This window comes from Hungatella sp. (assembly GCF_046966825.1).
The window spans coordinates 1-23,956 of the sequence record NZ_JBKVCZ010000086.1 but is presented as its reverse complement, the minus strand read 5'-3'; the positions used below and the strand labels follow the sequence as shown (position 1 = coordinate 23,956).

Below are 23,956 nucleotides of genomic sequence, written 5' to 3'. Positions count from 1 at the left end.
CATTATGGTTGTTGAATTAATTTCAGTCGGAACAGAACTTTTACTCGGAAATATCGTGAATACCAACGCCCAGTTTCTCGCGGAGAAATGCGCGTCACTCGGCCTCTCCATGTACCATCAGGTAACGGTGGGAGACAACCGGGAACGGCTGGCGGAAGATATTAACACGGCTCTGCAAAGGGCGGATATCATCATCCTGACCGGCGGCCTTGGACCTACAGAGGACGATATCACAAAGGAAGTCTGCGCCGAGGTTATGGGCTTTAAGCTGGTGGAAGACCCGCATACGAGAGAGCGGATCGAGACGTATTTTAAGAATAGCATCTATCCGGTTATCACGGAAAACAACTGGAAACAGGCGCTTATTCCGGAAGGCTGCAAAGTTCTTGACAATCATAACGGCACAGCACCCGGACTCATTCTGGAAAAGGCAGGAAAGGCAGCGATTCTCCTTCCCGGCCCCTTTAATGAGTTAAAGCCGCTTTTCCTGGATGCGGTATCCCCTTATCTTCAGGAATTACAGCCTGAGGTAATCCGTTCCCAGATGATCAAGATCTGCGGCCACGGGGAGAGCCAGGTGGCAGACCAGATCAGGGATTTGATCGCCGCACAGACGAATCCCACCATCGCCCCTTACGCAAAGACGGCGGAGGTGCATCTGCGTGTAACGGCACGCGCGGCCGATGACGAGACGGCCAAGAGTCTGATCAAGCCTGTCGTAAAGGAGATCAAGAACCGTTTCGGTGATGATATCTATACCACAAAGGAAGAGGAGACCCTGGAGATGGCGGTCGTTCGTCTTCTTAAAAAGTATGAGCTCACGGTTACCACCGCTGAGTCCTGCACCGGCGGCCTGATCGCAGGACGCCTGGTTAATGTGTCGGGAGCCTCCGAAGTATTCCGTGAGGGCTTCGTTACCTACTCCAATAAGGCAAAGAGGAAAATTCTCGACGTCAGCAAGGGAACCCTCAAGAAATACGGTGCTGTCAGCGAACAGACTGCAAAGGAGATGGCCACGGGCGGTGTATTTGCAACCGACGCCGACGTCTGTATCGCCGTCACCGGAATCGCCGGACCTTCGACCGAGGGAGACAAGCCTGTGGGGCTCGTTTATATTGCCTGCTATATGAAAGATAAGGTGAAAGTGGAAGAGTACCACTTCAAGGGCAACCGGGATAAGATCAGAGAGCAGGCCGTCGTAAAGTCTCTCGATCTATTGCGCAGGTCCATACTCGCAAATTATCGGGGATAAGTTTTCAGGAGGATAATACATTGGAAACCCGTTTCATAAAAAAACAGATGACAGCGGCGTATCAATATTCTTATACGAGGCTGGCACTCAATTACTATACTTTATACGAAACCCTGACAGAGGAACCGGAGCTTCCCGGAAAAGGCGGCGCGTTTCTTCTGACCCTCAATGAGCTCATTGGAGCGTATCTGGAGGGGAAAGAGATCCTTAACCGGCTGGACCAGCTTCGGGAAGAGGTTACCCGTGAGGTGGAGATTCTGACGGCTTACACAGACTGCTTTCAGATTTACGAATACGTGTTGAACCGGCTGGAGAGATCCTATAAGACTCTGCCGGAAACCGGCTACAACGACGAGACCTTTACGGATATGCTGATGGCATTTATCACGAATACCAAGGAATCTGCCGTGATGAACGGGCGCATCCGCCAGATCATCGGCCAGCTTCCTGTTCGTCTGACAAAGCAGAAATTCTACAGCCTCGTGCTGGAGGGGCTCTCGGTTTATACCGGTTCTCCTGTGGACAGCTTAAATGACATGATGTATACGCTTAAGACCGAATCCATGGCATCCCTTCCGGAAGGGATGGCGGAGGGACGCAGATCCTTATATGAGACACTTAAGCAGTTCGGCCATATGGATTACCGCAGCCTTTCACCGGAGGCGTTTTCGGAAGCCCAGGCGAAGCTTATGGGGGTGAGTGCAGAGCTGAATGAAGAAGCAGAATGCTTCGTAAGCCTGCAGGAAATTATCAACGACTTATACGTTCTTTCTCTCGCTAAGAGCGACGCAGTAATCGATGTCAACGAGGAGAATCTCTATCGTTCCATCATCACCGGAGTGTTAAATGGCTTAACGAAAAATGGCGACGGAGAAGCGGAAGAGTCCTTCACGGCGCTTCTCACACAGCTGGAAGGGCGTCAGGAAGCCTATTATGAGAGATATCTCCGTTCGGAATTTCCGCCGGAGACACCGGAGCTGCTCGCCGATCCCGATTATGTAAGAGCCGGCAACGTTGATCTTCTCCTTTCCGGAAGTTCCTTTATGGATTTAAAGAAGGTCACCGCAGAAAGCGGAGAAGAAGAGGACGGCACGCAGGAGCTGGTAGACAGGGTATACCTGGAAAAAACCGCAGAAGCGTATTTTGGTCAACTGGAAACCGTATTTTCCGGCACCTCCAGACCAGTCATGCGCGCCATTATGGCGAAAGTGCTCTCGGACCTTCCGGTGTACTTTCATTCAATTGATGAAATCAAATCCTACATCAGAGGGAGCCTGGAAAGCTGCGGGGACGAGGCGGAAAAAGAAACCTGCAAGGAATTATTGGAAGAGCTGATGGACTATGAAGATAAGCTGGTATGACCACTTATATGTGGGTGACAAAGCGAAAAAGAAACGGTATCAAATCATTCAGGCAATCAGAAATTCCCGCCTGATTTCAGGGGCCTATGTGATTACACCCTCATTAAGTGGGAATAATGTACTTGATATCTATCCGGCCATGGAGCTTTCGGCCCCGTGGTACAGGGATGAGGAGTTCTTCATCATCGGAATTGCTGCCGACTACTGGGAGGCTCTGGAGGTGACAAGGCAGATTATAGATGAACTGTACCGGTATACCGGCGGCTTCGATTTGGCCGGATATTTAAACGATCACTCGCACGCTCCGTGTACGAGCGGCCGCGACAATCAGGCCCGAAACATGTCTGAACATGTTCCGGAAGCCGGCGAGATGTGAGGTGTCCATGCTTCCTATCATATTATTTATTTTAAAACTGCTGGGAATTCTGGTCCTGATTCTGCTGGGACTCGTTCTCGGCGTGCTCCTTCTGATTCTCTTCGTACCGGTCAGATACCGGATCGAAGGCTCTTATTACGAACGGCTGAAAGGGAAAGTCCGTGTCACATGGCTGCTACATATTGTCTCTGTAACGGCAGCTTATGAGGACGAGTTCTCCATTCTCATCCGGCTGTTCGGCTTCCGGCTCTTCAAACCCGTGGAAGAGAGCAGAGAGGATGCGGAAGAGATGCTGGTCCACGCCATGGAAGTGACTGACGAGGATGCGGAAGAATTCTCCGGCGATATCCTGAAGGATGTGGAACGCTCCGGGAAAAAACGGCTCACGGAAGAAGGAAAACTTCCCGAAGACAATGCTTCTGGCAGCGAGCGCACAAATTCAGAAGAAAAGCGCAAAGAGCCGCAGAAAATGGGGCCGCAGAAATCGTCACGGCTGAATGAAGAGCCAGGTCCGGGTAGTTCAGATCAGGCTGGTTCAGTGCAGGAAGGTTCAGATCAGAATAGTTCCGACGAGGAACATGAAAGTAAAAAGACGATCGGCGGAAAGGCCCAGGCGGCAGCCGACAGGCTTTCGTCAATTTTCGCAAAACTTAAGTATTCTTTCGAGGGGATCTGTGATAAACTAAAAACCATAAAAGAGAAAAAAGAAGAGATTCAAGCCTGGATTTCCAATGAAAATAACCGAAAGACAATCCGTCTTCTTCTGAGGCAGTTAAAGAAGCTGATCCGCCACCTCCTTCCCAAAAAAGGAAAGGGCGAAGTGGTATTCGGCTTCGACGATCCCTATACGACCGGTCAGGTTTTAACTGCGGTCAGCGCGGTTTACCCGTTCTGCCATAAGCAGCTTGACATTTACCCGGTATTTGACAGACAGGTATTTACAGCAGAGGGACATTTTAAAGGAAGAATCCGGGCCGGCACACTGCTTCTCATTGCGGGGAGGATGCTGCTCGATAAGAATTTCAGAGGCCTGTTAAGAAAATGGCTTCGTTAAAGGAGGAACAGTTCAGATGGCAGATAATTATTTTACATCTACAGTGGAGGCTCTGTTCAAGGGTATGGATACCTTTGTAACGACAAAAACCGTAGTGGGAGAGGCAGTAAAGGTGGACGATACCATCATTCTTCCTCTGGTTGATGTGACCTGCGGCATGGCTGCCGGTTCATTTGCTGAAAGCGCAAAGCAGAAGGGCGCAGGCGGTATGAATGCCAAGATGAGCCCCAGCGCCATTTTAATCATTCAGAACGGCGTGACGAAGCTGGTCAACATCAAACAGCAGGATGCCATGACGAAGATTCTGGACATGGTGCCTGATTTTGTCAATAAGTTTACAGGGGGTTCCCATGATGTTTCCCCTGAGGCGTTAAAGGTAGCGGAAGAGATGGCTGCGGCAGACGAGGAAAAAACTGAATAAGAAGAGGATAAGCCGCATACTATATCATATAGCATGTAAATGGATTGAGGGATTATATGAAGAGAGTATGTGGTCTGATGCTGTTCTGCTTTGGAGCAGGAATGGCAATTCTGCTTTTTATCCCGGCAACAATCATGACGATATTGTTCATCATCGCCTGTATGGTACTGGGATACAACTTATTCTGTTGGTAGAGAGCGTTTGTTGGAAACGGGAGAGATGTGCTGATACCCGTTTCCCGTTAAAATAAAGAGTTTTAAAACTGCTTCAGCAGGAGCACTTTCCGGCAAAACAAAAAAAGCTCCAGGCTATTATCAGCCTGGAGTTTTCCTAAATGATTAAGCTCTCTCAACTAAACCAGATCTTAAGCAGGAAGTACATACGTACATCTTCTTGTTGCCTCCGTTAACTTTAACTTTAACGGACTTTACGTTTGCTTTCCACATCTTGTTAGATCTTCTATGGGAATGGCTCACCGCATTACCAAAGTGAGCAGCTTTTTCACAGATTGCACATTTAGCCATGATTGCACCTCCTTAAACGCTACTTGGATTTTCTGTTATAAAAATCCACAACAAATGTATGATAACAGAAATTGCATACTTTTGCAAGTGAAATTTAAAAATTTGTTTCTTTTTTTGGGAAAATAATGTATAATCAAATCAGTCAGAATGATAGGAGGTAAAAATTATGAAGGGTTACATCAATAATAAACTGGGTGAAATCCAGATTGGCCCTGATGTTATCGCTATGTACGCGGGCACTACTGCAGTAGAATGTTTCGGTATTGTCGGCATGGCGGCTGTCAGCATGAAGGACGGCCTTGTTAAGCTTTTAAAACGCGAAAGTCTGACGCACGGAATTAACGTGAATATACAGGACAACCATATCACCATCGACTTCCATGTCATCGTAGCATATGGAATCAGCATTTCGGCGGTAGCTGACAATCTGATCGAAAATGTGAAGTACAAAGTAGAAGAGTTCACCGGCATGACGGTAGATAAGATCAACATCTTCGTTGAAGGTGTAAGAGTGATAGATTAAGGAGGAAACTACCTGTGGGTATGAAGTATATAGACGGAGAGATGCTGAAGAAAGCATTTCTGGCCGGTGCAAAAGGATTGGAAGCTAAGAAGGAATGGATCAATGAACTCAACGTGTTCCCGGTTCCGGACGGGGATACGGGTACGAATATGACGATGACCATCATGTCAGCGGCAAGGGAAGTGGCGGCCATCGAGCATCCGGACATGGAATCTCTGGCAAAGGCCATTTCTTCCGGCTCGTTAAGAGGCGCCCGCGGCAACTCCGGCGTTATTCTTTCCCAGCTTTTCAGAGGCTTTACAAAAGAAATAAAGACGGTGGATAAGATCACGACGACGACTCTTGCGAATTCCTTCGTCAGAGCGACAGAGACGGCTTACAAGGCCGTTATGAAGCCAAAAGAGGGAACGATCCTGACGGTTGCCAAGGGAATGGCGGACAAGGCTGTGGAACTGGTGACAGAGACGGAAGATATCATCGAATTTTGTCAGAAGGTCATCGAACACGGCGATTACGTGCTGAGCCAGACTCCGGAGATGCTTCCCGTGCTGAAACAGGCCGGTGTCGTCGATTCCGGCGGACAGGGCCTTATGCAGGTCGTAAAGAGCGCTCTCGACTGCCTGATGGGCAAGGAACTGGATTTATCCGTGGAAGGCGCAGCAAGCGCCGGAAGCGTATCAGGCGGTGCTGCGGTAACCGATGATTTCGATATCAAGTTCGGTTACTGTACGGAATTTATCGTGAATCTGGAGAAGCCTTACGATGAGAAGAACGAACATGAATTTAAGGGATATTTAGAATCCATCGGCGATTCCATCGTTGTCGTTTCAGATGACGATATCGTCAAGGTTCACGTCCATACCAACGATCCGGGACTCGCGATTCAGAAGGCACTGACCTTCGGCTCCCTGTCACGTATGAAGATCGACAACATGAGGGAAGAGCATCAGGAAAAGCTGATTAAGGATTCGGAAAAGCTGGCCGCTCAGCAGAAAGCGGACGAAGAGAAGAACGCAGGACCGAGAAAGCCTTACGGCTTCATCTCCGTATCCGTCGGCGAGGGGCTCGACGAGATCTTTAAGGGAATTGGAGCCGATTACCTGATTCAGGGCGGCCAGACCATGAACCCAAGCACCGAAGATATGTTAAACGCCATCGACCGTGTCAACGCCGATACAGTTTATATTCTTCCAAATAACAAGAACATCATACTTGCGGCAGAACAGGCCAAGAAGCTTACAAAGGATAAGCATGTCATCGTAATTCCGTCCAGAACGATCCCGCAGGGAATTACCGCTCTGATCAATTTCGCACCGGATTTATCAGCGGAAGAGAATGAGAAAGTAATGACCGAGGAGATGCAGCGCGTTAAGACCGGACAGATTACTTATGCGGTGCGCAACACCATGATCGACAACATCGAGATCACCGAGGGTGACATCATGGCTCTCGGAGACCACGGAATCCTGGCGGTGGGGAAAGCCATCGAGCACACGGCGCTGGAATCCTTGAAATCCATGGTGGATGACGAATCTGAGCTGATTACCATCTATTACGGCGCGGACGTGTCGGAGGAAGACGCGGAGACGCTTCGTGAGAAGGCAGAGGAGTCGTTCGGCGACTGTGAAGTAGAGCTCCATCCGGGCGGTCAGCCAATCTACTATTATCTGATATCCGTAGAGTAGAACAGAAGAAACAGGAACAGCTCCCGGGCAGACAATCTGCCCGGGAACTTTTTTGGGAAAGGTGAAAGAAACATGAATCAACAACCTTTGGATACCTTAAAAGGCATTGGTGAGAAGACCGGAAAACTGTTTGGGAAGCTGGGTATCGGAACCGTGGATGAACTGCTGGAATACTATCCGCGGGCCTATGATGCCTACGAGGAACCGGTCTCTGTTGGAGAACTGAAGCCGGATACCGTGATGGCAGTCTCCGGAGTGCTGTTTAAAAGCGCGGAAGTGAAGCGTTACAGCCATATTCAGGTGATTACCACCATGATCAGGGACATTACGGGTTCCCTGACCCTTACCTGGTACAACATGCCTTATCTGCACGCCACTTTAAAGGCCGGTATGCGCGCCGTGTTCCGCGGACGGGTGGTTAAGAAAAACGGACGCCTTACGATGGAACAGCCGGAGATCTTTCTGGGCGATGCCTACGGGGAGGTTATCCACTCCATGCAGCCCATCTACGGACAGACAAAGGGGCTTCCCAACAAGACCATTGTGCGGGCAGTGAAGCAGGCCCTGTCGGTGAGACAGATGGTCCGCGATTACATGCCCTTAGATCTGCGGATCCGCCATGAACTGGCGGAATATAATTTTGCCATCGAACATATTCATTTCCCCACAGACCGGACGGAACTGCTCTTCGCCAGGAAACGGCTCGTTTTTGACGAATTCTTCCTGTTTCTTATGGCTGTTCGCCGTCTAAAGGACAGGCGTGTGGACCGGGAAAGCCACTTTCGGATGACGCCCTCCGATGAAGTGATCAGCCTCGTGAAAAATCTTCCCTACGCGCTGACGGGCGCGCAGAACAAGGTGCTTACGGAGGTGTTTCGCGATATGACAGGCGGAAAGGTGATGAACCGGTTAATTCAGGGTGATGTCGGCTCCGGAAAGACCATTATCGCCGTCCTCGCCCTGCTGGAGGCGGCTTACAACGGATATCAGGGCGCGCTCATGGTGCCGACAGAGGTTCTTGCCAGACAGCACTACGAGTCCATGCTCTCCCTGTTCGAGGAAAATGGCATTGACAAACAGGTGGTGCTGGTAACCGGTTCCATGACGGCAAAGGAGAAGCGGACCGCCTACGGGAAAATCGCCTCCCACGAAGCCGATATCATTGTCGGAACCCATGCGCTCATACAGGAGAAGGTGGTCTACGACAAGCTGGCCCTCGTCATCACCGACGAGCAGCACCGGTTCGGTGTCAGCCAGCGCGAGATGCTGGGCGGAAAAGGGGACGAGCCTCACGTTCTTGTCATGAGTGCGACGCCGATCCCCAGAACTCTGGCCATCATCATTTACGGCGACCTCGATATTTCCATCATTGATGAACTGCCGGCCAACCGGCTCCCCATCAAGAACTGTGTCGTGGACACCAGCTACCGGAACACGGCGTATTCCTTTATCAAAGGGGAGGTGGCCGCCGGGCGTCAGGCGTACGTGATCTGCCCCATGGTGGAGGCCAGTGAGATGATCGAGGCGGAGAATGTTCTGGATTATGCGAAGAAACTCCAGAGCGCGCTGCCGGGGATTCCGGTGGAATATCTCCACGGTAAGATGAAGGCGAAAGAGAAAAATGCGGTCATGGAACGGTTTGCCGCCGGGGAGATCAAGATTCTCGTCTCCACCACCGTCGTGGAAGTAGGCGTCAACGTTCCCAATGCCACCGTTATGATGATTGAAAATGCGGAGCGCTTCGGACTGGCCCAGCTTCATCAGCTGCGGGGCCGTGTCGGCCGCGGAAAGCACCAGTCCTACTGCATTCTGGTGGACGGCTCCGGCCAGGATGGAACCAGGGAACGTCTGACGATTCTGAGCAAATCCAACGATGGCTTCTTCATTGCCTCCGAGGATTTAAAGCTGCGCGGCCCAGGAGACATCTTCGGGCTCAGACAGAGCGGTGATCTGGAATTTAAACTGGCCGACATCTTTACCGATGCCAATATCTTAAAGACGGTGTCTGAGGAGGTCAACCGGCTGTTGGATGAGGATCCGGAGCTCAGCTCAGAGGAGCACGCCGAACTTGGTAAAAAACTCAATCTGTATTTGGAAAAAAGTTATGACAAGCTAAATCTGTAAACGTATTACTTTCAAATTAAGTACATTTTCAGAAAATGGTTGAAATTAGTAAGTCGGCGTGATAGACTTATGCTGTTAAAAATATAACAGTTCAACGATATATAAGGAGGGCATGAATGAACAGGCAGGAATTAAAATTTGACGCAAAAAATAAGATGCGGGAGGCGGCTGTAAACCCCTATGTGGTTACGCTCATCTTGGGAGTGATCCTCATGGTTCTGTCGGGTGTTCAATTTATTCTCGATTTCTGGGGCAATATCATCGGTACGGGATCTTCCGTAAACACAGGGGAAGCCGGCACGTATATCGTATCTTCTCTCGTATTTTTTGTCATTTACTTAGTGATCAGCACGATTTTACAGTTTGGATACAGCAGCTACTGCCTGAAAGTGGCAAACCGGGATGGGTCCATGTCTTATGGAGATTTGTTTTCATCGGTTCGTTATCTGCTGAAAGCCATAGGACTGACGCTTATGATATCGGTTTTTGTCCTGCTTTGGTGTATACTGCTTGTAATACCGGGTATCATTGCGGCATACCGTTATTCCCAGGCCATCTTCATCATGGTTGAGGATCCCAATAAGGGAATTATGCAGTGTATCCGCGAGAGCAAGGAGATGATGGCCGGCCACAAGATGGAATACTTTATCCTGGAGCTCTCTTTCTTCTTCTGGATGCTGCTCGGCGGCGTTACCTGCGGTCTGGCGTATATCTATGTATATCCGTATATGACGGTTACATTTGCCAATTACTACAACAGCCTGAAGCCGGTTTCCGTGGTCTATGAGAATGCAGATACCATAAATTAACTGAATAACCAGGAAAAACGACCGCCTCTTTATCCGGAAAGAGGCGGTTCTTCTTGTATGCCTGCGGTTAATTTGATAAAATAGCAGGAAAGGTTATAATTTCCATATTATGGCAGGAGGCACTGGAATGAAAGAAGTGATCGAAGCAATCAAGGCAAATATAGGACGGGTACTGGTGGGAAAAGAAGAGGTGACGGACTTACTTCTCTCTGCGATTCTGGCAGGAGGCCACGTACTTTTGGAGGATGTTCCCGGAACCGGCAAGACTATGCTGGCAAAGTCACTGGCAAAGAGCATGGAGCTGTCTTTTTCGAGGGTGCAGTTCACGCCGGACCTGCTGCCGTCTGACATAACCGGTCTCAACTATTACAATCAGAAGGCCGGAGAGTTCGTCTTTCGCGGCGGTCCGGTGTTTACCAATCTGCTTCTGGCGGATGAGATCAACCGGGCCACGCCCAGGACGCAGTCCAGCCTGCTGGAGTGTATGGAAGAGCACCAGGTGACCATCGATGGGGAGACGAAGAAGCTGGAAGAACCGTTTTTCGTTATTGCGACTCAGAATCCTATCGAGACGGCGGGGACGTATCCGCTCCCCGAGGCCCAGCTGGACCGTTTTCTGATGCAGATCCCCATGGGACTTCCGGACGCGGGGGAGGAGCGGCAGATCCTTGAACGCTTCGGCAAAGAGAATCCCTATGACAGCCTGACCGCCGTATGTGGCCGGGAGGCGCTTTTAAACCTGATGAAGGAGGCGGAGGCGGTATACGTCCATCCCCATCTGATGGATTATCTCGTCGAACTGGTTCTCGCCACCAGGAAGCACAGCGAAGTGGAAGGGGGCGTCAGTCCCCGCGGCAGCCTGGCCTTTTACCGGGCAGCCCGGGCCTATGCCCTGGTGAAGGGGCGGGACTACGTGGTTCCCGAGGATATCAAGGCGCTGGCCGTTCCCGTCCTGGCTCACAGGCTGGTTCTCGCCAGAACACTGACTGGAAGAAGTACGGGCCGCCAGATTATCGAACAGCTCTTAAATACCGTCTTTGTGCCTACAGAGGAGTGGAATACATAAATGGAACTGATCCTGATGGCCCTTGGGGCCTGCTTTCTCTATGTCCTTCAGCGCGTCTTATACGAGCGGTTCTGGAAAAAGGGACTGACTGCGGACGCAGCGTTTCAGGGAAATCCCGCGGTCTGCGGCGGAGAGGCTCATCTCCTGGAGACCGTTGTCAATGCGAAGTTTCTTCCGCTCTCGATTCTGCGGGTCAAATTCCGCATCGGCAGAGAACTGGAATTCGTCACGGGGGAGAACTCCGCTGTCTCCGACTATACGTACCGCAACGACGTCTTCTCCGTCTTTCCTTATCAGAAGATCACGAGAAAGCTGCGGTTCTACTGCCGCAAACGCGGATATTACGAAATAAAGAGTCTGGATCTGGTCAGCCATGATCTGTTCTTTTCCGGCCATTTCATCGAAACTCTGTCCCTGGATTCTCATTTATACGTCTATCCGGCAGCTGCGGACTGCGGCCGTCTGAATGTTCCATTTCAGAAGATGATGGGCACCTGCCTGTCGAGAAGCAGACTGGTTACCGATCCCTTTGAACTGAAGGGAATCCGGGAGTATCAGACCTACGACTCCATGCGCAGTGTCAACTGGAAGGCCACGGCCCGAACCGGCGCTTTAAAGGTCAATGTCCATGAGTCCACGGCCTCCCAGAATATCTTCCTCTTTCTGAATATGGATTCGGACTATCCATGGGCGTCGGAGGCGCTCCGGGAGGAGGCCATCTCGATCTGCGGTTCCTTCATCGACGCCTTTGTCTCCGCGGGAATTCCAACCGGATTTTTCAGCAACGGCATCGATGCGGCGGCCGAAGAGCCCTCCTTTGTCCCCGCCGGGGCGGGAGCGAGCCACGTCACCCGGTGCATGGAGGCGCTCAGCCGTCTCCGCTACGACATTTCCCTGACTCCCTTCGAGACACTGATGAGGGAAGGAAGTCTGGAAAAGAAGGCGGAAGACTGTCTATACATCATGATCTCATCCTGCAAACGGCCGGAGCTTCAGACGGCATACCAGGAATTCTGCCGCTATAGTCCGGGATCCTTATGGATCGCACCACTGCGGCCGGAAGACGAGGCAGTGTTTTCCCTCTGTCCGGCTGCTCAGACGATGAAGTGGGAGGTGCCTTATGACAAGATTTAAATGGCTCAACCGCTGGATTACCGCCGATTTAAGCGGAATCCATATAATATTGGCCGGCGTGTCTGTTTTCCTCTACATTGCCGGATACTTCATTCCCAGTTCACGGCTCATGACAGCAGGGTATGCGGGATTATTTCTGGTAATCCTTTTCTATCTGCTTCATCTGCAGCTCCATTCCTGCGACAGTTTTCTGAGCATGCATCCGGCGACGGATCAGATTCCGAAATCGCAGATGAAGCTGGTAAATGGAGTGTACATGGCCGTGTTTCTGGCTGTGACGGGAGCTTTCATGGCCGTGTTTTCCCTTCTTCACCTGGACTGGCTGGTGAACGGGTTAAAGTCTGTCCTGACCGCCATTCTCCGCTTTCTGGCCCGTTTTCTTCCGGAAGGCGTAAATGAGCCGTTGGAATCCATGCCTTCCGGGAGCTTTATCCCTCCGGAGCTGGGAGAAGAGGCGGCGCCGCCTTCGCTCATCGCAAAAATCCTGGATGCGGCTCTCACAGCCGTTGCCGTCGTTTTCATAGTACTTCTCGCTGTATATTTGCTCAGACAGCTTTTCTTCCTGCTAATCCGTCTGTTAAAGCCGAGAGAAGACGGCGATGAAAAGGAATTCATGAAACCGGCCGTTTTTTTCAGCAGGATCCATACCGGACAGGCGAAGGGAACGCCTCTGTGGAGAGATTTTACCATTGAGGGAAGAATCCGCAGGGCGTATAAAAGAGAAATTTTGAGACGGCTTGACGGCAGAGGCCGGATTTCCCGGACGGAAACGCCGGAGGAGCTGGAACATAAAAGCGGATTTCCGGAGGAGCCTTCCCTCTGCGGGATCTACCATCAGGTATACGAGAAGGCGCGTTACGGAAATGGATGCACCAAAGAGGATTTGGAGCGTTTGAATGAGATTCGCAGATCGAATCAAAAGAATACAGAGAGTAAATACAAAAAAACGCGGGAGGAATAAATCTATGAAGAGCATATTAATTGGAATCGCAGGGGGAACCGGATCAGGGAAATCCACATTTACCAACCGGTTAAAGGATGCGTTTCACGATGATATCGCCGTCCTTTATCACGATAATTACTATAAAAAGCAGGATGGCATTCCCTTTGAGGAGCGGAAAAAAATGAATTACGATCATCCGGAGGCGTTTGAGACGGAGCTTCTCCTGGATCAGCTGTCCAGACTGCAGCGCGGCGAGTCCGCCCAATGTCCCGTATACGATTATTCCCAGCACAACCGGTCGGATCAGTTTCTCACAGTCCTTCCAAAAAGGGTAATTCTGGTGGAGGGAATTCTGGTATTTGCCGACCAGCGGCTCCGCGATATGTTTGACATCAAGATATTTGTGGAGGCGGACGCGGATGAACGGATTCTGCGGCGGGTGATCCGGGATGTCAAGGAGCGCGGACGGGATATCGAGGGCGTGGTGGAACAGTATCTGACGACCGTCAAGCCCATGCATTACTTATATGTAGAACCTACCAAACCGCTGGCGGACATCATCATCAACAGCGGAATGAACGAAGTGGCCTTCCAGCTGGTAAAGACCTCGATCGAAAAAATACTGGGAGAACCATCGGATCAATAGGAGGACACAAACCATGTTTTTCTGGCAGAAAAAAGAAGTTCTGGTTACATTTTCACTGAACGATTTTAACCGTGTAAAGGATATTCTGGCTGCGAATCAGATCCCGTATGACTGGAAAACCGTGCCTGACTGCGGAAGACGGGGCCGCCGGACGCTGGGAACTGCCTTTATGGATGAATCCGTCTTAAGACAGTATTACCTTTATGTTGAAAAAAAAGAGTATGAGAGGGCAGAATATCTCGTGAAGACCGTATTGACCGGTGGGAAACGGTAAATGCGGTCGGTAAATTTTCAAAAAATCTCATTTAAGCCTTGACATTATACCCTGTATACCCCTTACTCTGAGACTGAAAGGAGGCGGAGCAGGATGACGATCAAAGATGTGGAACAGCTGACAGGCATTACGCGTCAGAATATCCGTTTTTATGAAAGAGAGGGGTTGATCGCGCCGTGCCGGAATCCGGAGAACCAGTACCGGGAATATTCTGCGGATGACGTGAAGACGCTGCATCAGATCAGGCTTTACCGGAAGCTGAATGTATCCATCGAAGATATCAGGAGTATGGAAGGCTGTACTCTGTCCCTGGAAAGCTGCATGGAACAATGTATTTCCAACACAGAAAGGGAGATGGTAAGAATGGCAAAAATAAAGGAGGTTTGTGAGGAACTCAGGAAACAGGATTCAGAGGGAAAAGCACCGGACATAGAAAAAGCATTAAAACAAATCGACGCTTATGAAAAATCAGGGTATCAGTTCACCGATATTACCAAAGACTATTGGAGTATGGAAGTTGTCCATGAAGTAAGAAATCTAAACAGGCAGATGATAAAGGCATTGTTTTTTTCTTTTGTGACGGTAATTTTCTGTAATATGCTCTACTTTTCTCTGCTGAAGCCACAGTGGATGACAATGGTTCCAGCCGCTGTAATCGGATATACTGCGGCGTGGGTTCACTGGGGCAGAAAAAATAAGGCTATCTTGATGAAACATATCCACTTTACGCATGTTTCATCTGGCATTTACCTGGCTTCAGCCGTTATCGGCGTCTTATTTTATATCATCGAAAACGGCAGCATCGCAGTCACTATGGCTGTCCTTCCTAACCCTGCACTCATGGCGCGCTCCGTTACTGGGGCGGGTTACATCTGGCATTTCCTGATTCTGCTTTTCAGGAATCTGTTTTACAGCATAATTGCCTGTATCCTGTTTTACGATACCTTTAAACAGAAAAGTGTGGTTTCCGCTCTGGTTCTGAGTGCTCTGTTGTATGCCCTGACATGTCTCAATCCTTACACAGCTCCCGGATACCTGTTGATTGGAATCTGCCTGGGTCTTCTATATGAGTTTACAGATTCCCTGGCGGTCTGTATGGTACCGGTGTTTTTTGAAGCTGTCAGCGCTGGTATACTGACCATGCTGGAGTTTCGTTTTCCCAATGTCCTGCCGGAATTTTTGGGGACGAGAGCATATTTGCCTGTTATGGAACTGCTTCCATGGCTGCTTCTCGCCATACTTTTAATTCTGATTCTTCTTTACGCAGTAAGCCGCGCATCCGGCAAAAAAGTCGACTGGAGCCAGGAATGGGATAAAGCATGGTTCATTTCAGCACCTCCCGCAGAAGGGGCTACTATTCTGAATCAAAAGGCTTTTCATGAAATCGAAAAAGAAAGAAAACGCAGTTATCGTCTCGTGGACGGATATTTGGCGGCAGCAGTTCTCCTTTCCATCTGGTACATGACAAGTATTCTATGACATAAAATTTTGGAAAAACCTTCTAGTGTATTATTCTCCTTCAGAGCCATAATAGGAGTGTAGCACAAAACACACCATGAAAAACACAAAACAAAAGCATGGTGATAGACGAAAAGGAGGCATATCAATATGTCAGGAAAATCTTCTAACACAACAAACGTACCAGAAGCAAGAGAAGCAATGGACAGATTCAAAATGGAAGTTGCAAACGAGATCGGTGTTCCGTTAACTAACGGTTACAACGGAAACTTAACCTCTGCACAGAACGGTTCTGTTGGTGGCTATATGGTTAAGAAAATGATCGAAGCTCAGGAAAGACAGATGGCTGGTAAATAAGCCAAGAAACAATAAGGAAGAGCCTTCAGTTTAAAACTGAAGGTTCTTTTTTACTGTAATTGGGTTGTATATCTTCCGTTTTCATACTATAATGGTACATAACACCAGAAGAATGAGGGACACCATTTCATGAGAGTAATAGCAGGAAAAGCCAGAAGGCTTCTTTTAAAAACCATAGAGGGTCAGGATACGAGACCCACCACAGACCGCATCAAGGAGACTTTATTCAACATTTTAAATCCGGATCTGCCGGGCACCACCTTTCTCGATCTCTTTTCCGGAAGCGGCGGCATCGGCATCGAGGCCTTGAGCCGCGGAGCTGACAGGGCAGTTTTTATCGAGATGAACCCAAAGGCCGCGGAATGCATCAGGGAGAACTTACAGACCACGAAGCTGGAGGAAGAGTCCGTTGTCATGAACTGTGACGTTCTCACCGGCCTGCGCCGCCTGGAGGGTAAGGATTACGTCTTTGATTTCGTCTTCATGGACCCTCCCTACGGGAAGGAATTAGAGCGTCAGGTTCTAGAGTATCTGTCATCTTCCCCGCTTATTTCAGAGGACACGCTCCTAATTGTGGAAGCGGATTTAAACACCGGCTTCGAATATCTGGAATCCATGGGGTACGAATGCCGCAGAGAAAAAATCTATAAGACGAATAAACATGTTTTTATAGCAAAAGGAGTGGTTTTATGAAAACGGCCGTATATCCGGGAAGCTTCGATCCGGTGACGCTGGGCCATCTCGATATCATCGAGCGTTCGGCCCGGATGTCCGATCAGTTAATTATCGGAGTTTTGAATAATAATTCAAAAACTCCGTTGTTTTCTGTCCAAGAACGTGTTAATATGTTAAAGGAAATAACGAAAGATTTAGGCAATGTGGAAGTGAAAGCTTTTGCAGGGCTTTTAATTGATTTTGTGCGTGCAAATCAGGCTGATGTCGTAGTCCGCGGACTCCGTGCCGTCACTGATTTTGAGTACGAGCTTCAGCTGGCACAGACCAACCGGGTTATCGCGCCGGAGGTGGATACCATATTTTTGACAACGAATTTAAAATACTCCTATTTGAGCTCCAGTATCGTCAAGGAAATCGCGTTCTATGACGGGGATATCAGTGCATTCGTTCCTGCCAGTGTGGCAGAATGCATCAGGAGGAAGATGGCAGATAGAAAATAGATAGAAAAACGGGTAAGGAGAGAGACGCATTATGATGAGTAGAATTGAACAGTTAATTGGTGAAATTGAAGAATATATCGATGGTTGTAAGTACCAGCCGCTTTCCAACAGTAAGATCGTCGTAAACCGTGACGAACTGGAAGAGCTTCTTGTGGAGCTGCGCCTTCGGATTCCGGATGAGATCAAACAGTATCAGAAGATCATCAGCAACCGCGACGTGATCTTAAACGAGGCTCATCAGCAGGCAGATTCCATACTCGCCCAGGCATCCGCCCATACGGATGAACTGGTTAACGAGCATGAGATCATGCAGAAGGCATACGCCCAGGCCAATGAGATCATCAATCAGGCGAATTTACAGGCTCAGGACATCGTCGAGAAGGCCGTTTCCGACGCCAACGATATCCGCCAGAGCGCCGTCCAGTACACGGACGATATGTTAAAGAGCCTTCAGACCATCATCAGCCACTCCATGGAAGGAGCACAGGGCAGATTTGATGCCTTTATGACTTCCATGCAGTCCAGCTATGATATTGTCTCCTCCAACCGTCAGGAGCTGACCGGCGCGGTTATGCCGCCCACGGAAGCTGACGGCAGCATGCCAATAGAATAAAGATTGCCGCAGAAAGCAGACTGTGAACCGCTTTCCATGCTACATAGTGCCGGATGGATAATCCGGCATTTTTTATGACACTCTTTGTCTGAAAGATTCCGGACAGCCCGCCGAAGGCGGTAGCGGCGGCGATCCACATGCCCCCCGCCATGGACGGAATCGAACTGGAGATGGCGCGGATTCCCGTTGTGATCTCCACAAAACCAAGCAGTGCCGCTTTTCCGGCCGGATTATGTAACGGGAGTTCCGTAATATAAAAGACGAGAATCGAAAACAGCATGATATAGCCGCCGATTTTCACCATGACCTCGCAGGAATCCATCAGACTTTCATCGAAGGTCAGCTGTGCTTCCCTGGAATATGGAAGCGACGGAGAGACCGTCTGGATTCCATAGAGCTTCCGGGACAGCCAGGCGATCAGGACCACCGGTAAATAAACAGCGGCCATAAGCATCCACACCGGTACGGCACCCGGCAGCTCTGAAGCCGCGTAGCCCAGCAGAAACATGGGACTGGGATGGTTGCAGATGCTTAATAAGTATCTGGCTTCCGCCTTCGTGATCCGTTCCCCATCGAGAAAATCGCTGCAGTTTCTGGCTCCCATGGGATAGCCGCAGAGGAGGCCGGAGACGAGAATGTAGCTTCCTGCGTCCGAAAGCTTAAAAAAATTACGAAGGAACCCGCGGAAGGGAAATGTAAGAATATGGATCGCGTCCAGTGCGACGATGACGTTGGAACAGATCATGAACGGCAGGAGTGTGGGGAGAACTACCGTGGCCCACAGAACCAGTCCGTTTTTTGCCCCCTGAGTCGCGGCCGCCGGACTTAACAGAAGAACGCAGAGCACCGCAACGGAACAGAAGCGGAAGAAGGATTTTTTCATGAGCACCTGAATAGATTGTTTTATACAAATATATGATGAGGCCGTATCGATATGATGATGATTCTTCTTTTAATCCTGCTTCTTTCCTTCTTTCATGTGACCATGATCGATTACCTTTACAACAATCCTACCTATTACCAGCTGGACGCCTATACCTGTGAGAGCGATGATTTCCGCAGTATGAGGCTGGGTAACCTGATCGCAGAATCCGGTCCCCTCGATTACGATCTGCTCACTTCCCTGATGATCGAGCACAATTACGATCTGACCGATGTCAGGGATACCGCCTGCCATACAGACCGTCTGCTGGCCGTGAAACCGGCGGAATACCGGAAGCTGAAGCAGGCGTATGAGACCGTCCTCGGCGATTTAAAATTCTTTCCTATCCCGGAAAATACGAACGCCGCGTCTCCCCCCGTCACCTTTGAAAACGGCTGGATGGATAAGCGCACGTACGGCGGAGAGCGTGGCCACGAGGGCTGTGACATCATGGGGACAGAGCGGCCCCGGGGATATTATCCCGTTGTCTCCATGTCGGATGGGGTTGTGGAAAAGGTGGGGTGGCTGGAGAAAGGCGGATGGCGGATCGGAATCCGCGCTCCCGGCGGCGCTTATCTCTATTACGCCCATTTGTACGGCTACAGCCGGCAGTGGCAGGAGGGCGATGCCGTAAAGGCCGGAGAGCTGCTGGGCTTCATGGGTGACACCGGGTACAGCACGGTGGAAGGGACCACCGGTAATTTTGAAGTTCATCTTCATGTCGGGATCTATATGAAGACGGACCATGAAGATGAAATGAGCTTAAATCCCTACTGGGTATTAAAATATCTGCAGAAATACCGGTTGAAATATTCCTATTAGTATATTAAGATTGCCATAGAGAAAGGCAGGAGTTACACACGTGAGCGAATTGAAACTTTCCGAAGAGTATTTAAACAGAATGAGAGACTTACTGGGCGAAGAGGAATTTTCCGCCTATTTAAAAAGCTTCGACGAGGAACGGCTGTATGGACTGCGGGTCAATACGGCAAAGGTTACGCCGGAAGCATTTCCGGAGCTGGTTTCCTGGGATTTAAAACCGGTACCCTGGATTCCAAACGGATTTTATTACGAGGGAACGGAACGTCCGGCCAAGGATCCCTATTATTACGCCGGACTCTATTACCTGCAGGAGCCCAGCGCCATGACTCCGGCCATGCTTCTTCCGGTGGAGCCGGGAGACCGGGTTCTGGATTTGTGCGGGGCGCCCGGAGGGAAGAGCACGGAGCTGGGTGTCAGGCTGGCTGGAAAGGGCGTCCTTATCTCCAACGACATCAGCAATTCGAGGGCGAAAGCATTGCTTAAAAACCTGGAGCTCTGGGGGATTTCCAACATCTGTGTCACCAGCGAGACTCCCGATAAGCTGGCCGATGTATTCGGCCCGTGGTTCGATAAGATTCTGATCGACGCGCCGTGCTCCGGGGAAGGGATGTTCCGCAAGGACGATGATATGGTGAAAAGCTATGAGGAGCGCGGACCGGAGTACTACAGTGAAATCCAGAAGGAGATCACGGACCAGGCGGTCCGCATGCTGGCTCCAGGCGGTCTGCTGCTTTACTCTACCTGCACCTTTTCACGCTGCGAGGATGAGGAGATTATCTGCCATATTCTGGAGAACCACCAGGAGATGGAACTGATCAGGCTCCCTCTGTTTGAAGGCGCATCGGGGGGAATCGGCCTCGACGGCTGTATCCGTCTGTTTCCTCATAAGATAAAGGGCGAGGGGCATTTTATATCCCTGCTGCGGAAAAATGGCGGTGGAGCGGAGAGGACGGCTGCTGGCAGCCGGGAACGTTCCAGGACGGAGCCGCAGGGGAAAAAGGCCCCAGCCCTTCCAACGGAGCTTACGGATTTTTTCGCCCTCATGAACCGGGAATTCGATGGTTCCAGAATCATGATTAAAAATGATTCTGTCTACTATCTGCCGGAAAACTTTGTTCCGGCAAAGGAACTCCGTTATCTGAGAACGGGGCTTCTCCTGGGCGAACTGAAGAACAAACGCTTTGAGCCTGGACAGGCTCTTGCCATGACCCTTCATGCAGAAGACTTTAGGCAGACTATCTCCTGGAAAAAGGAGGATGACCGCGTCATCCGGTATTTAAAGGGAGAAACGATCTCCCTGACGCCGGAGGAAGGGCCGGTCAAGGGCTGGTGCCTCGTCTGCGTGGACGGCTATCCCCTGGGGTTTGCCAAGGGAACGGGCATGGCGCTCAAGAACAAATACTATCCGGGATGGCGGTGGCAGTGATGAAGGATACCATTAGGCTGGACAAATATTTAACGGAGATGGGCGAGGGAACGAGAAGCCAGATCAAAGAGATGGCCCGAAAGGGTCGCATATCTGTAAACGGTGTGACGGAGAAGAAGAGTGAGCGGAAGATTTCTCCCTCCTCCGACACGGTTGCCGTAGATGGACGGAACGTGTCCTATGTGGAATATGAATACTATATGCTCCATAAACCGCAGGGCGTCGTCTCTGCGACGGAAGACAGGCTGCATGAGACGGTGGTGGAGCTGATCACCGACAGGAAACGGGATGATTTATTTCCTGTGGGCCGCCTCGATATCGACACAGAGGGGCTGCTCCTCTTAACCAATGACGGAGATTTAACCCACCGCCTGCTCTCGCCGAAAAAGCACGTGGACAAGGTCTACTACGCCAAAATAGAGGGAATGCTTCCAGAAGACGCGAAAGACCGTATGGCGGAGGGACTGGTTCTCTCAGACGGAACGGAAACGCTTCCTGCTGATTTGGAAGTCGTTCATCGTGGGGACTCCGGTGAGCTGTCTGAGATCCTCCTTACGATTCATGAAGGAAAATTCCATCAGGTGAAACGGATGTTTGAAACACTGGGGTGTCATGTGGTATACTTAAAGAGGTTATCCATGGGGACGCTCGTGCTCGATGAGGCACTGAAGCCGGGAGAGTACCGGCCGCTGACCCATGAGGAACTGGAACTGCTAAAAAAGACAAATCAGGAGTAATGATGATGATAGAAGAGACAAAAGCGGTCATATTCGACCTGGATGGAACGCTTGTGGACTCCATGTGGATGTGGAAGGATATTGACATTGAGTTCCTTAAAAACTATGGACACGACTGTCCTCCGGAGCTGCAGAAGGAGATCGAGGGAATGAGTTTTTCCGAGACCGCCGTCTATTTTAAGGACCGGTTCGGACTGAGGGAATCCATCGAAGACATCAAAGCCATCTGGCGGGAGATGTCCATCGAGAAATACCGCCATCAGGTGCCGTTAAAGGCCGGTGCCCGTGAATTTCTCAGCCATTTGAAGTCCCGCGGCATCGCGGCCGGCATTGCCACCAGCAACGGAAGAGAGATGGTAGACGCAGTCATCGATACTTTGAAGATCGGAGACTATTTTCAAGTTATCGCCACCGCCTGCGAGGTGGCAGCCGGAAAACCGGCGCCCGACATCTATCTGAATGTAGCTGGCCGTCTGGGCGTAGCCCCTGGTAAATGCCTTGTCTTCGAAGACGTACCCGCCGGAATACTGGCTGGGAAACGGGCCGGCATGACGGTCTGTGCTGTGGATGACGAATTTTCCAGGCATATGGAAGCGGAGAAGAAGAGTCTGGCCGACTACTTTATCCGCGATTATTACGATATTATAAACAGAAATGGAGCTGCAATATGATACACGATTACCTGCCAATGAACCGCGCCGATATGAATATCCGCGGCTGGAACCAATGTGACTTTGTCTATGTGAGCGGTGACGCCTATGTGGACCACCCCTCCTTCGGACACGCCATCATAACCCGGCTTCTGGAGGCGCACGGCTACAAGGTGGGGATCATCGCCCAGCCGGATTGGAAAGATCCGGAGAGCCTCCGGGTGCTGGGAGAGCCCCGGTTGGGCTTCTTCGTATCCGGCGGAAATATGGACTCCATGGTAAACCACTATTCCGTTTCCAAAAAGCGGAGACAGCAGGATTCCTACACTCCGGGCGGCGTTATGGGAAAGCGGCCCGATTACGCGACGGTCGTCTACTGCAACCTGATCCGCAGCGTCTACAAACGGATTCCGATCATCATCGGCGGCATCGAAGCCAGCTTAAGGCGGCTGGCCCATTACGATTACTGGTCTGACCGGTTAAAGCATTCGATCCTGATCGACTCCCAGGCTGATTTAATCTCCTACGGAATGGGAGAGCGGTCCGTCGTCGAGATTGCAGACGCATTAAACAGCGGAATTGATATCAAAGACATTACCTTCATAGACGGAACGGTATACAAGACCAGCAGCCTGGACAGCGTCTACGACGCGCTGACCCTGCCATCCTACGGCGCCATGAAAGAAGATAAGCTGGAATACGCCAGGAGCTATTATATCCAGTACAGCAACACGGATCCATTTACAGGGAAACGTCTGGTGGAACCGTACCAGGACAATTGCTACGTCGTTCAGAATCCGCCTTCCAGGCCATTAACCACCGAGGAGATGGATGAGGTTTACGACCTTCCGTATATGAGGAACTATCACCCGTCCTACGAAGAGGAGGGCGGTGTTCCGGCCATTCGGGAGATCAAATTCAGCCTCATCAGCAACCGCGGCTGTTTCGGCGCATGCAGCTTCTGCGCACTGACCTTCCATCAGGGACGGATCATTCAGGTGAGAAGCCATGATTCGCTGGTGGCTGAGGCAAAGCTTCTGACGGAAGAACCGGACTTTAAGGGCTATATCCACGATGTGGGCGGCCCCACCGCTGATTTCCGCTCGCCTGCCTGTGAGAAACAGCTGACCAAAGGCGCATGTCCGAACCGCCAGTGCCTGTTCCCGGAACCGTGCAGGAATTTAAAGGCAGATCACTCGGATTATATTGAACTGCTCCGGAAGCTCCGCTCTCTGCCAAAGGTGAAAAAGGTCTTCATCCGTTCCGGAATCCGGTTTGACTACGTGCTGGCAGACCCCAGCCGGAAGTTTTTAAAGGAACTGTGCCAGTACCATGTCAGCGGCCAGTTAAAGGTAGCACCGGAGCACGTGGCGGACAAGGTGCTAAGCCGCATGGGCAAGCCGCAGAATAAGGTGTACCGACAGTTTGTCAAAGAATATAAGGATATGAACGCACAGCTTGGCATGAAGCAGTATCTCGTCCCGTATCTGATGTCCTCCCATCCGGGCTCCGGCCTGCCCGAGGCCATCGAACTGGCCGAGTACTTGCGGGACCTGGGATACATGCCGGAACAGGTGCAGGATTTCTATCCGACGCCGTCCACC

The 23,956-nt window shown here is 50.5% G+C and carries 27 protein-coding genes; 25 read left to right on the top strand and 2 right to left on the bottom strand.

Annotated elements, in window-relative coordinates:
* Window positions 1-4 precede the first annotated feature (4 nt).
* Genes ACLTD4_RS22315 through ACLTD4_RS22290 form a run of 6 tightly spaced genes read left to right on the top strand, consistent with a single transcriptional unit; the run spans window position 5 to window position 4,658 of the window.
* A complete protein-coding gene (locus ACLTD4_RS22315) occupies window positions 5-1,252 on the top strand; it encodes a competence/damage-inducible protein A (protein ID WP_117620756.1) in 1,248 nt (415 codons plus the stop codon).
* Window positions 1,253-1,272: 20 nt separating this feature from the next.
* A complete protein-coding gene (locus ACLTD4_RS22310; RefSeq protein WP_243008193.1) occupies window positions 1,273-2,613 on the top strand; it encodes a hypothetical protein in 1,341 nt (446 codons plus the stop codon).
* Window positions 2,594-2,989: a hypothetical protein gene (locus ACLTD4_RS22305; protein ID WP_117620755.1), complete on the top strand. Its 396-nt coding sequence runs from the start codon at window positions 2,594-2,596 to the stop codon at window positions 2,987-2,989. The genes ACLTD4_RS22310 and ACLTD4_RS22305 overlap by 20 nt, the downstream gene beginning before the upstream one ends.
* A gap of 7 nt (window positions 2,990-2,996) precedes the next feature.
* A complete protein-coding gene (locus tag ACLTD4_RS22300; protein WP_117620754.1) occupies window positions 2,997-4,043 on the top strand; it encodes a DUF2953 domain-containing protein in 1,047 nt (348 codons plus the stop codon).
* A gap of 16 nt (window positions 4,044-4,059) precedes the next feature.
* Window positions 4,060-4,464: a GerW family sporulation protein gene (locus ACLTD4_RS22295; protein WP_117620753.1), complete on the top strand. Its 405-nt coding sequence runs from the start codon at window positions 4,060-4,062 to the stop codon at window positions 4,462-4,464.
* A 56-nt stretch (window positions 4,465-4,520) separates the two neighbouring features.
* On the top strand, window positions 4,521-4,658 hold the full coding sequence (locus tag ACLTD4_RS22290; RefSeq protein WP_002604166.1) for a hypothetical protein: 138 nt from the start codon (window positions 4,521-4,523) through the stop codon (window positions 4,656-4,658).
* 144 nt (window positions 4,659-4,802) lie between these two features.
* On the opposite strand, the gene rpmB is transcribed toward ACLTD4_RS22290, so the two are convergent.
* Complete coding sequence (gene rpmB, locus ACLTD4_RS22285) at window positions 4,803-4,988, bottom strand: 50S ribosomal protein L28 (RefSeq protein WP_002604165.1); 186 nt, start codon at window positions 4,986-4,988, stop codon at window positions 4,803-4,805.
* Between the two features lie 166 nt (window positions 4,989-5,154).
* Between rpmB and ACLTD4_RS22280 the strand changes: the two genes are divergently transcribed.
* The 14 genes from ACLTD4_RS22280 (at window position 5,155) to ACLTD4_RS22215 (ending at window position 17,795) form a co-directional block, all read left to right on the top strand.
* Entirely contained in the window at window positions 5,155-5,511 is a 357-nt protein-coding gene (locus ACLTD4_RS22280) for an Asp23/Gls24 family envelope stress response protein (RefSeq protein ID WP_002604164.1), read from the top strand.
* Window positions 5,512-5,525: 14 nt separating this feature from the next.
* Window positions 5,526-7,196 (top strand): DAK2 domain-containing protein, encoded by a 1,671-nt coding sequence (locus tag ACLTD4_RS22275; RefSeq protein WP_117620752.1) that lies wholly within the window; start codon window positions 5,526-5,528, stop codon window positions 7,194-7,196.
* A 72-nt stretch (window positions 7,197-7,268) separates the two neighbouring features.
* Window positions 7,269-9,320 (top strand): ATP-dependent DNA helicase RecG, encoded by a 2,052-nt coding sequence (gene recG / locus ACLTD4_RS22270; RefSeq protein WP_117620751.1) that lies wholly within the window; start codon window positions 7,269-7,271, stop codon window positions 9,318-9,320.
* Between the two features lie 116 nt (window positions 9,321-9,436).
* Window positions 9,437-10,129: a DUF975 family protein gene (locus tag ACLTD4_RS22265; RefSeq protein WP_117620750.1), complete on the top strand. Its 693-nt coding sequence runs from the start codon at window positions 9,437-9,439 to the stop codon at window positions 10,127-10,129.
* Between the two features lie 127 nt (window positions 10,130-10,256).
* Entirely contained in the window at window positions 10,257-11,195 is a 939-nt protein-coding gene (locus ACLTD4_RS22260; protein ID WP_117620749.1) for an AAA family ATPase, read from the top strand.
* On the top strand, window positions 11,196-12,329 hold the full coding sequence (locus tag ACLTD4_RS22255) for a DUF58 domain-containing protein (RefSeq protein WP_117620748.1): 1,134 nt from the start codon (window positions 11,196-11,198) through the stop codon (window positions 12,327-12,329).
* Window positions 12,316-13,290, top strand: coding sequence for a sodium:solute symporter (locus ACLTD4_RS22250; protein ID WP_117620747.1), 975 nt, complete (start codon window positions 12,316-12,318; stop codon window positions 13,288-13,290). Before ACLTD4_RS22255 ends, ACLTD4_RS22250 begins: the two co-directional genes overlap by 14 nt.
* A 4-nt stretch (window positions 13,291-13,294) precedes the next feature.
* Window positions 13,295-13,918 (top strand): uridine kinase, encoded by a 624-nt coding sequence (gene udk, locus ACLTD4_RS22245; protein ID WP_117620746.1) that lies wholly within the window; start codon window positions 13,295-13,297, stop codon window positions 13,916-13,918.
* A 13-nt stretch (window positions 13,919-13,931) separates the two neighbouring features.
* Window positions 13,932-14,192 (top strand): hypothetical protein, encoded by a 261-nt coding sequence (locus tag ACLTD4_RS22240; protein WP_025530409.1) that lies wholly within the window; start codon window positions 13,932-13,934, stop codon window positions 14,190-14,192.
* Window positions 14,193-14,285: 93 nt separating this feature from the next.
* Window positions 14,286-15,671 (top strand): MerR family transcriptional regulator, encoded by a 1,386-nt coding sequence (locus tag ACLTD4_RS22235; RefSeq protein WP_117620745.1) that lies wholly within the window; start codon window positions 14,286-14,288, stop codon window positions 15,669-15,671.
* Window positions 15,672-15,800: 129 nt separating this feature from the next.
* Window positions 15,801-16,007, top strand: a complete 207-nt coding sequence (locus tag ACLTD4_RS22230) for an alpha/beta-type small acid-soluble spore protein (protein ID WP_002604153.1) — start codon at window positions 15,801-15,803, stop codon at window positions 16,005-16,007.
* 129 nt (window positions 16,008-16,136) lie between these two features.
* Window positions 16,137-16,700, top strand: coding sequence for a 16S rRNA (guanine(966)-N(2))-methyltransferase RsmD (rsmD, locus tag ACLTD4_RS22225; protein ID WP_117620744.1), 564 nt, complete (start codon window positions 16,137-16,139; stop codon window positions 16,698-16,700).
* Window positions 16,697-17,182, top strand: a complete 486-nt coding sequence (gene coaD, locus ACLTD4_RS22220; protein WP_002604151.1) for a pantetheine-phosphate adenylyltransferase — start codon at window positions 16,697-16,699, stop codon at window positions 17,180-17,182. Before rsmD ends, coaD begins: the two co-directional genes overlap by 4 nt.
* 31 nt (window positions 17,183-17,213) lie before the next feature.
* Window positions 17,214-17,795 (top strand): hypothetical protein, encoded by a 582-nt coding sequence (locus ACLTD4_RS22215; protein ID WP_002604150.1) that lies wholly within the window; start codon window positions 17,214-17,216, stop codon window positions 17,793-17,795.
* On the opposite strand, the gene ACLTD4_RS22210 is transcribed toward ACLTD4_RS22215, so the two are convergent.
* On the bottom strand, window positions 17,752-18,678 hold the full coding sequence (locus tag ACLTD4_RS22210; protein WP_117620743.1) for a nucleoside recognition protein: 927 nt from the start codon (window positions 18,676-18,678) through the stop codon (window positions 17,752-17,754). The genes ACLTD4_RS22215 and ACLTD4_RS22210 overlap by 44 nt on opposite strands.
* A gap of 51 nt (window positions 18,679-18,729) precedes the next feature.
* Here ACLTD4_RS22210 and ACLTD4_RS22205 point away from each other — a divergent pair, with 51 nt between their 5' ends.
* From ACLTD4_RS22205 to ACLTD4_RS22185, 5 genes are all read left to right on the top strand, one after another.
* The gene (locus ACLTD4_RS22205) at window positions 18,730-19,539 is read left to right on the top strand and encodes a M23 family metallopeptidase (RefSeq protein ID WP_117620742.1); all 810 of its coding nucleotides are present in this window, start codon (window positions 18,730-18,732) and stop codon (window positions 19,537-19,539) included.
* A gap of 40 nt (window positions 19,540-19,579) precedes the next feature.
* Window positions 19,580-20,965 (top strand): RsmF rRNA methyltransferase first C-terminal domain-containing protein, encoded by a 1,386-nt coding sequence (locus ACLTD4_RS22200; protein WP_117620741.1) that lies wholly within the window; start codon window positions 19,580-19,582, stop codon window positions 20,963-20,965.
* On the top strand, window positions 20,965-21,702 hold the full coding sequence (locus tag ACLTD4_RS22195; protein ID WP_117620740.1) for a pseudouridine synthase: 738 nt from the start codon (window positions 20,965-20,967) through the stop codon (window positions 21,700-21,702). Before ACLTD4_RS22200 ends, ACLTD4_RS22195 begins: the two co-directional genes overlap by 1 nt.
* A gap of 2 nt (window positions 21,703-21,704) precedes the next feature.
* A complete protein-coding gene (locus ACLTD4_RS22190; protein ID WP_002604145.1) occupies window positions 21,705-22,373 on the top strand; it encodes an HAD family hydrolase in 669 nt (222 codons plus the stop codon).
* Window positions 22,370-23,956 (top strand): YgiQ family radical SAM protein (locus ACLTD4_RS22185; protein WP_412331571.1); only part of this gene is annotated, 1,587 nt, incomplete at its 3' end. The genes ACLTD4_RS22190 and ACLTD4_RS22185, both read left to right, overlap by 4 nt.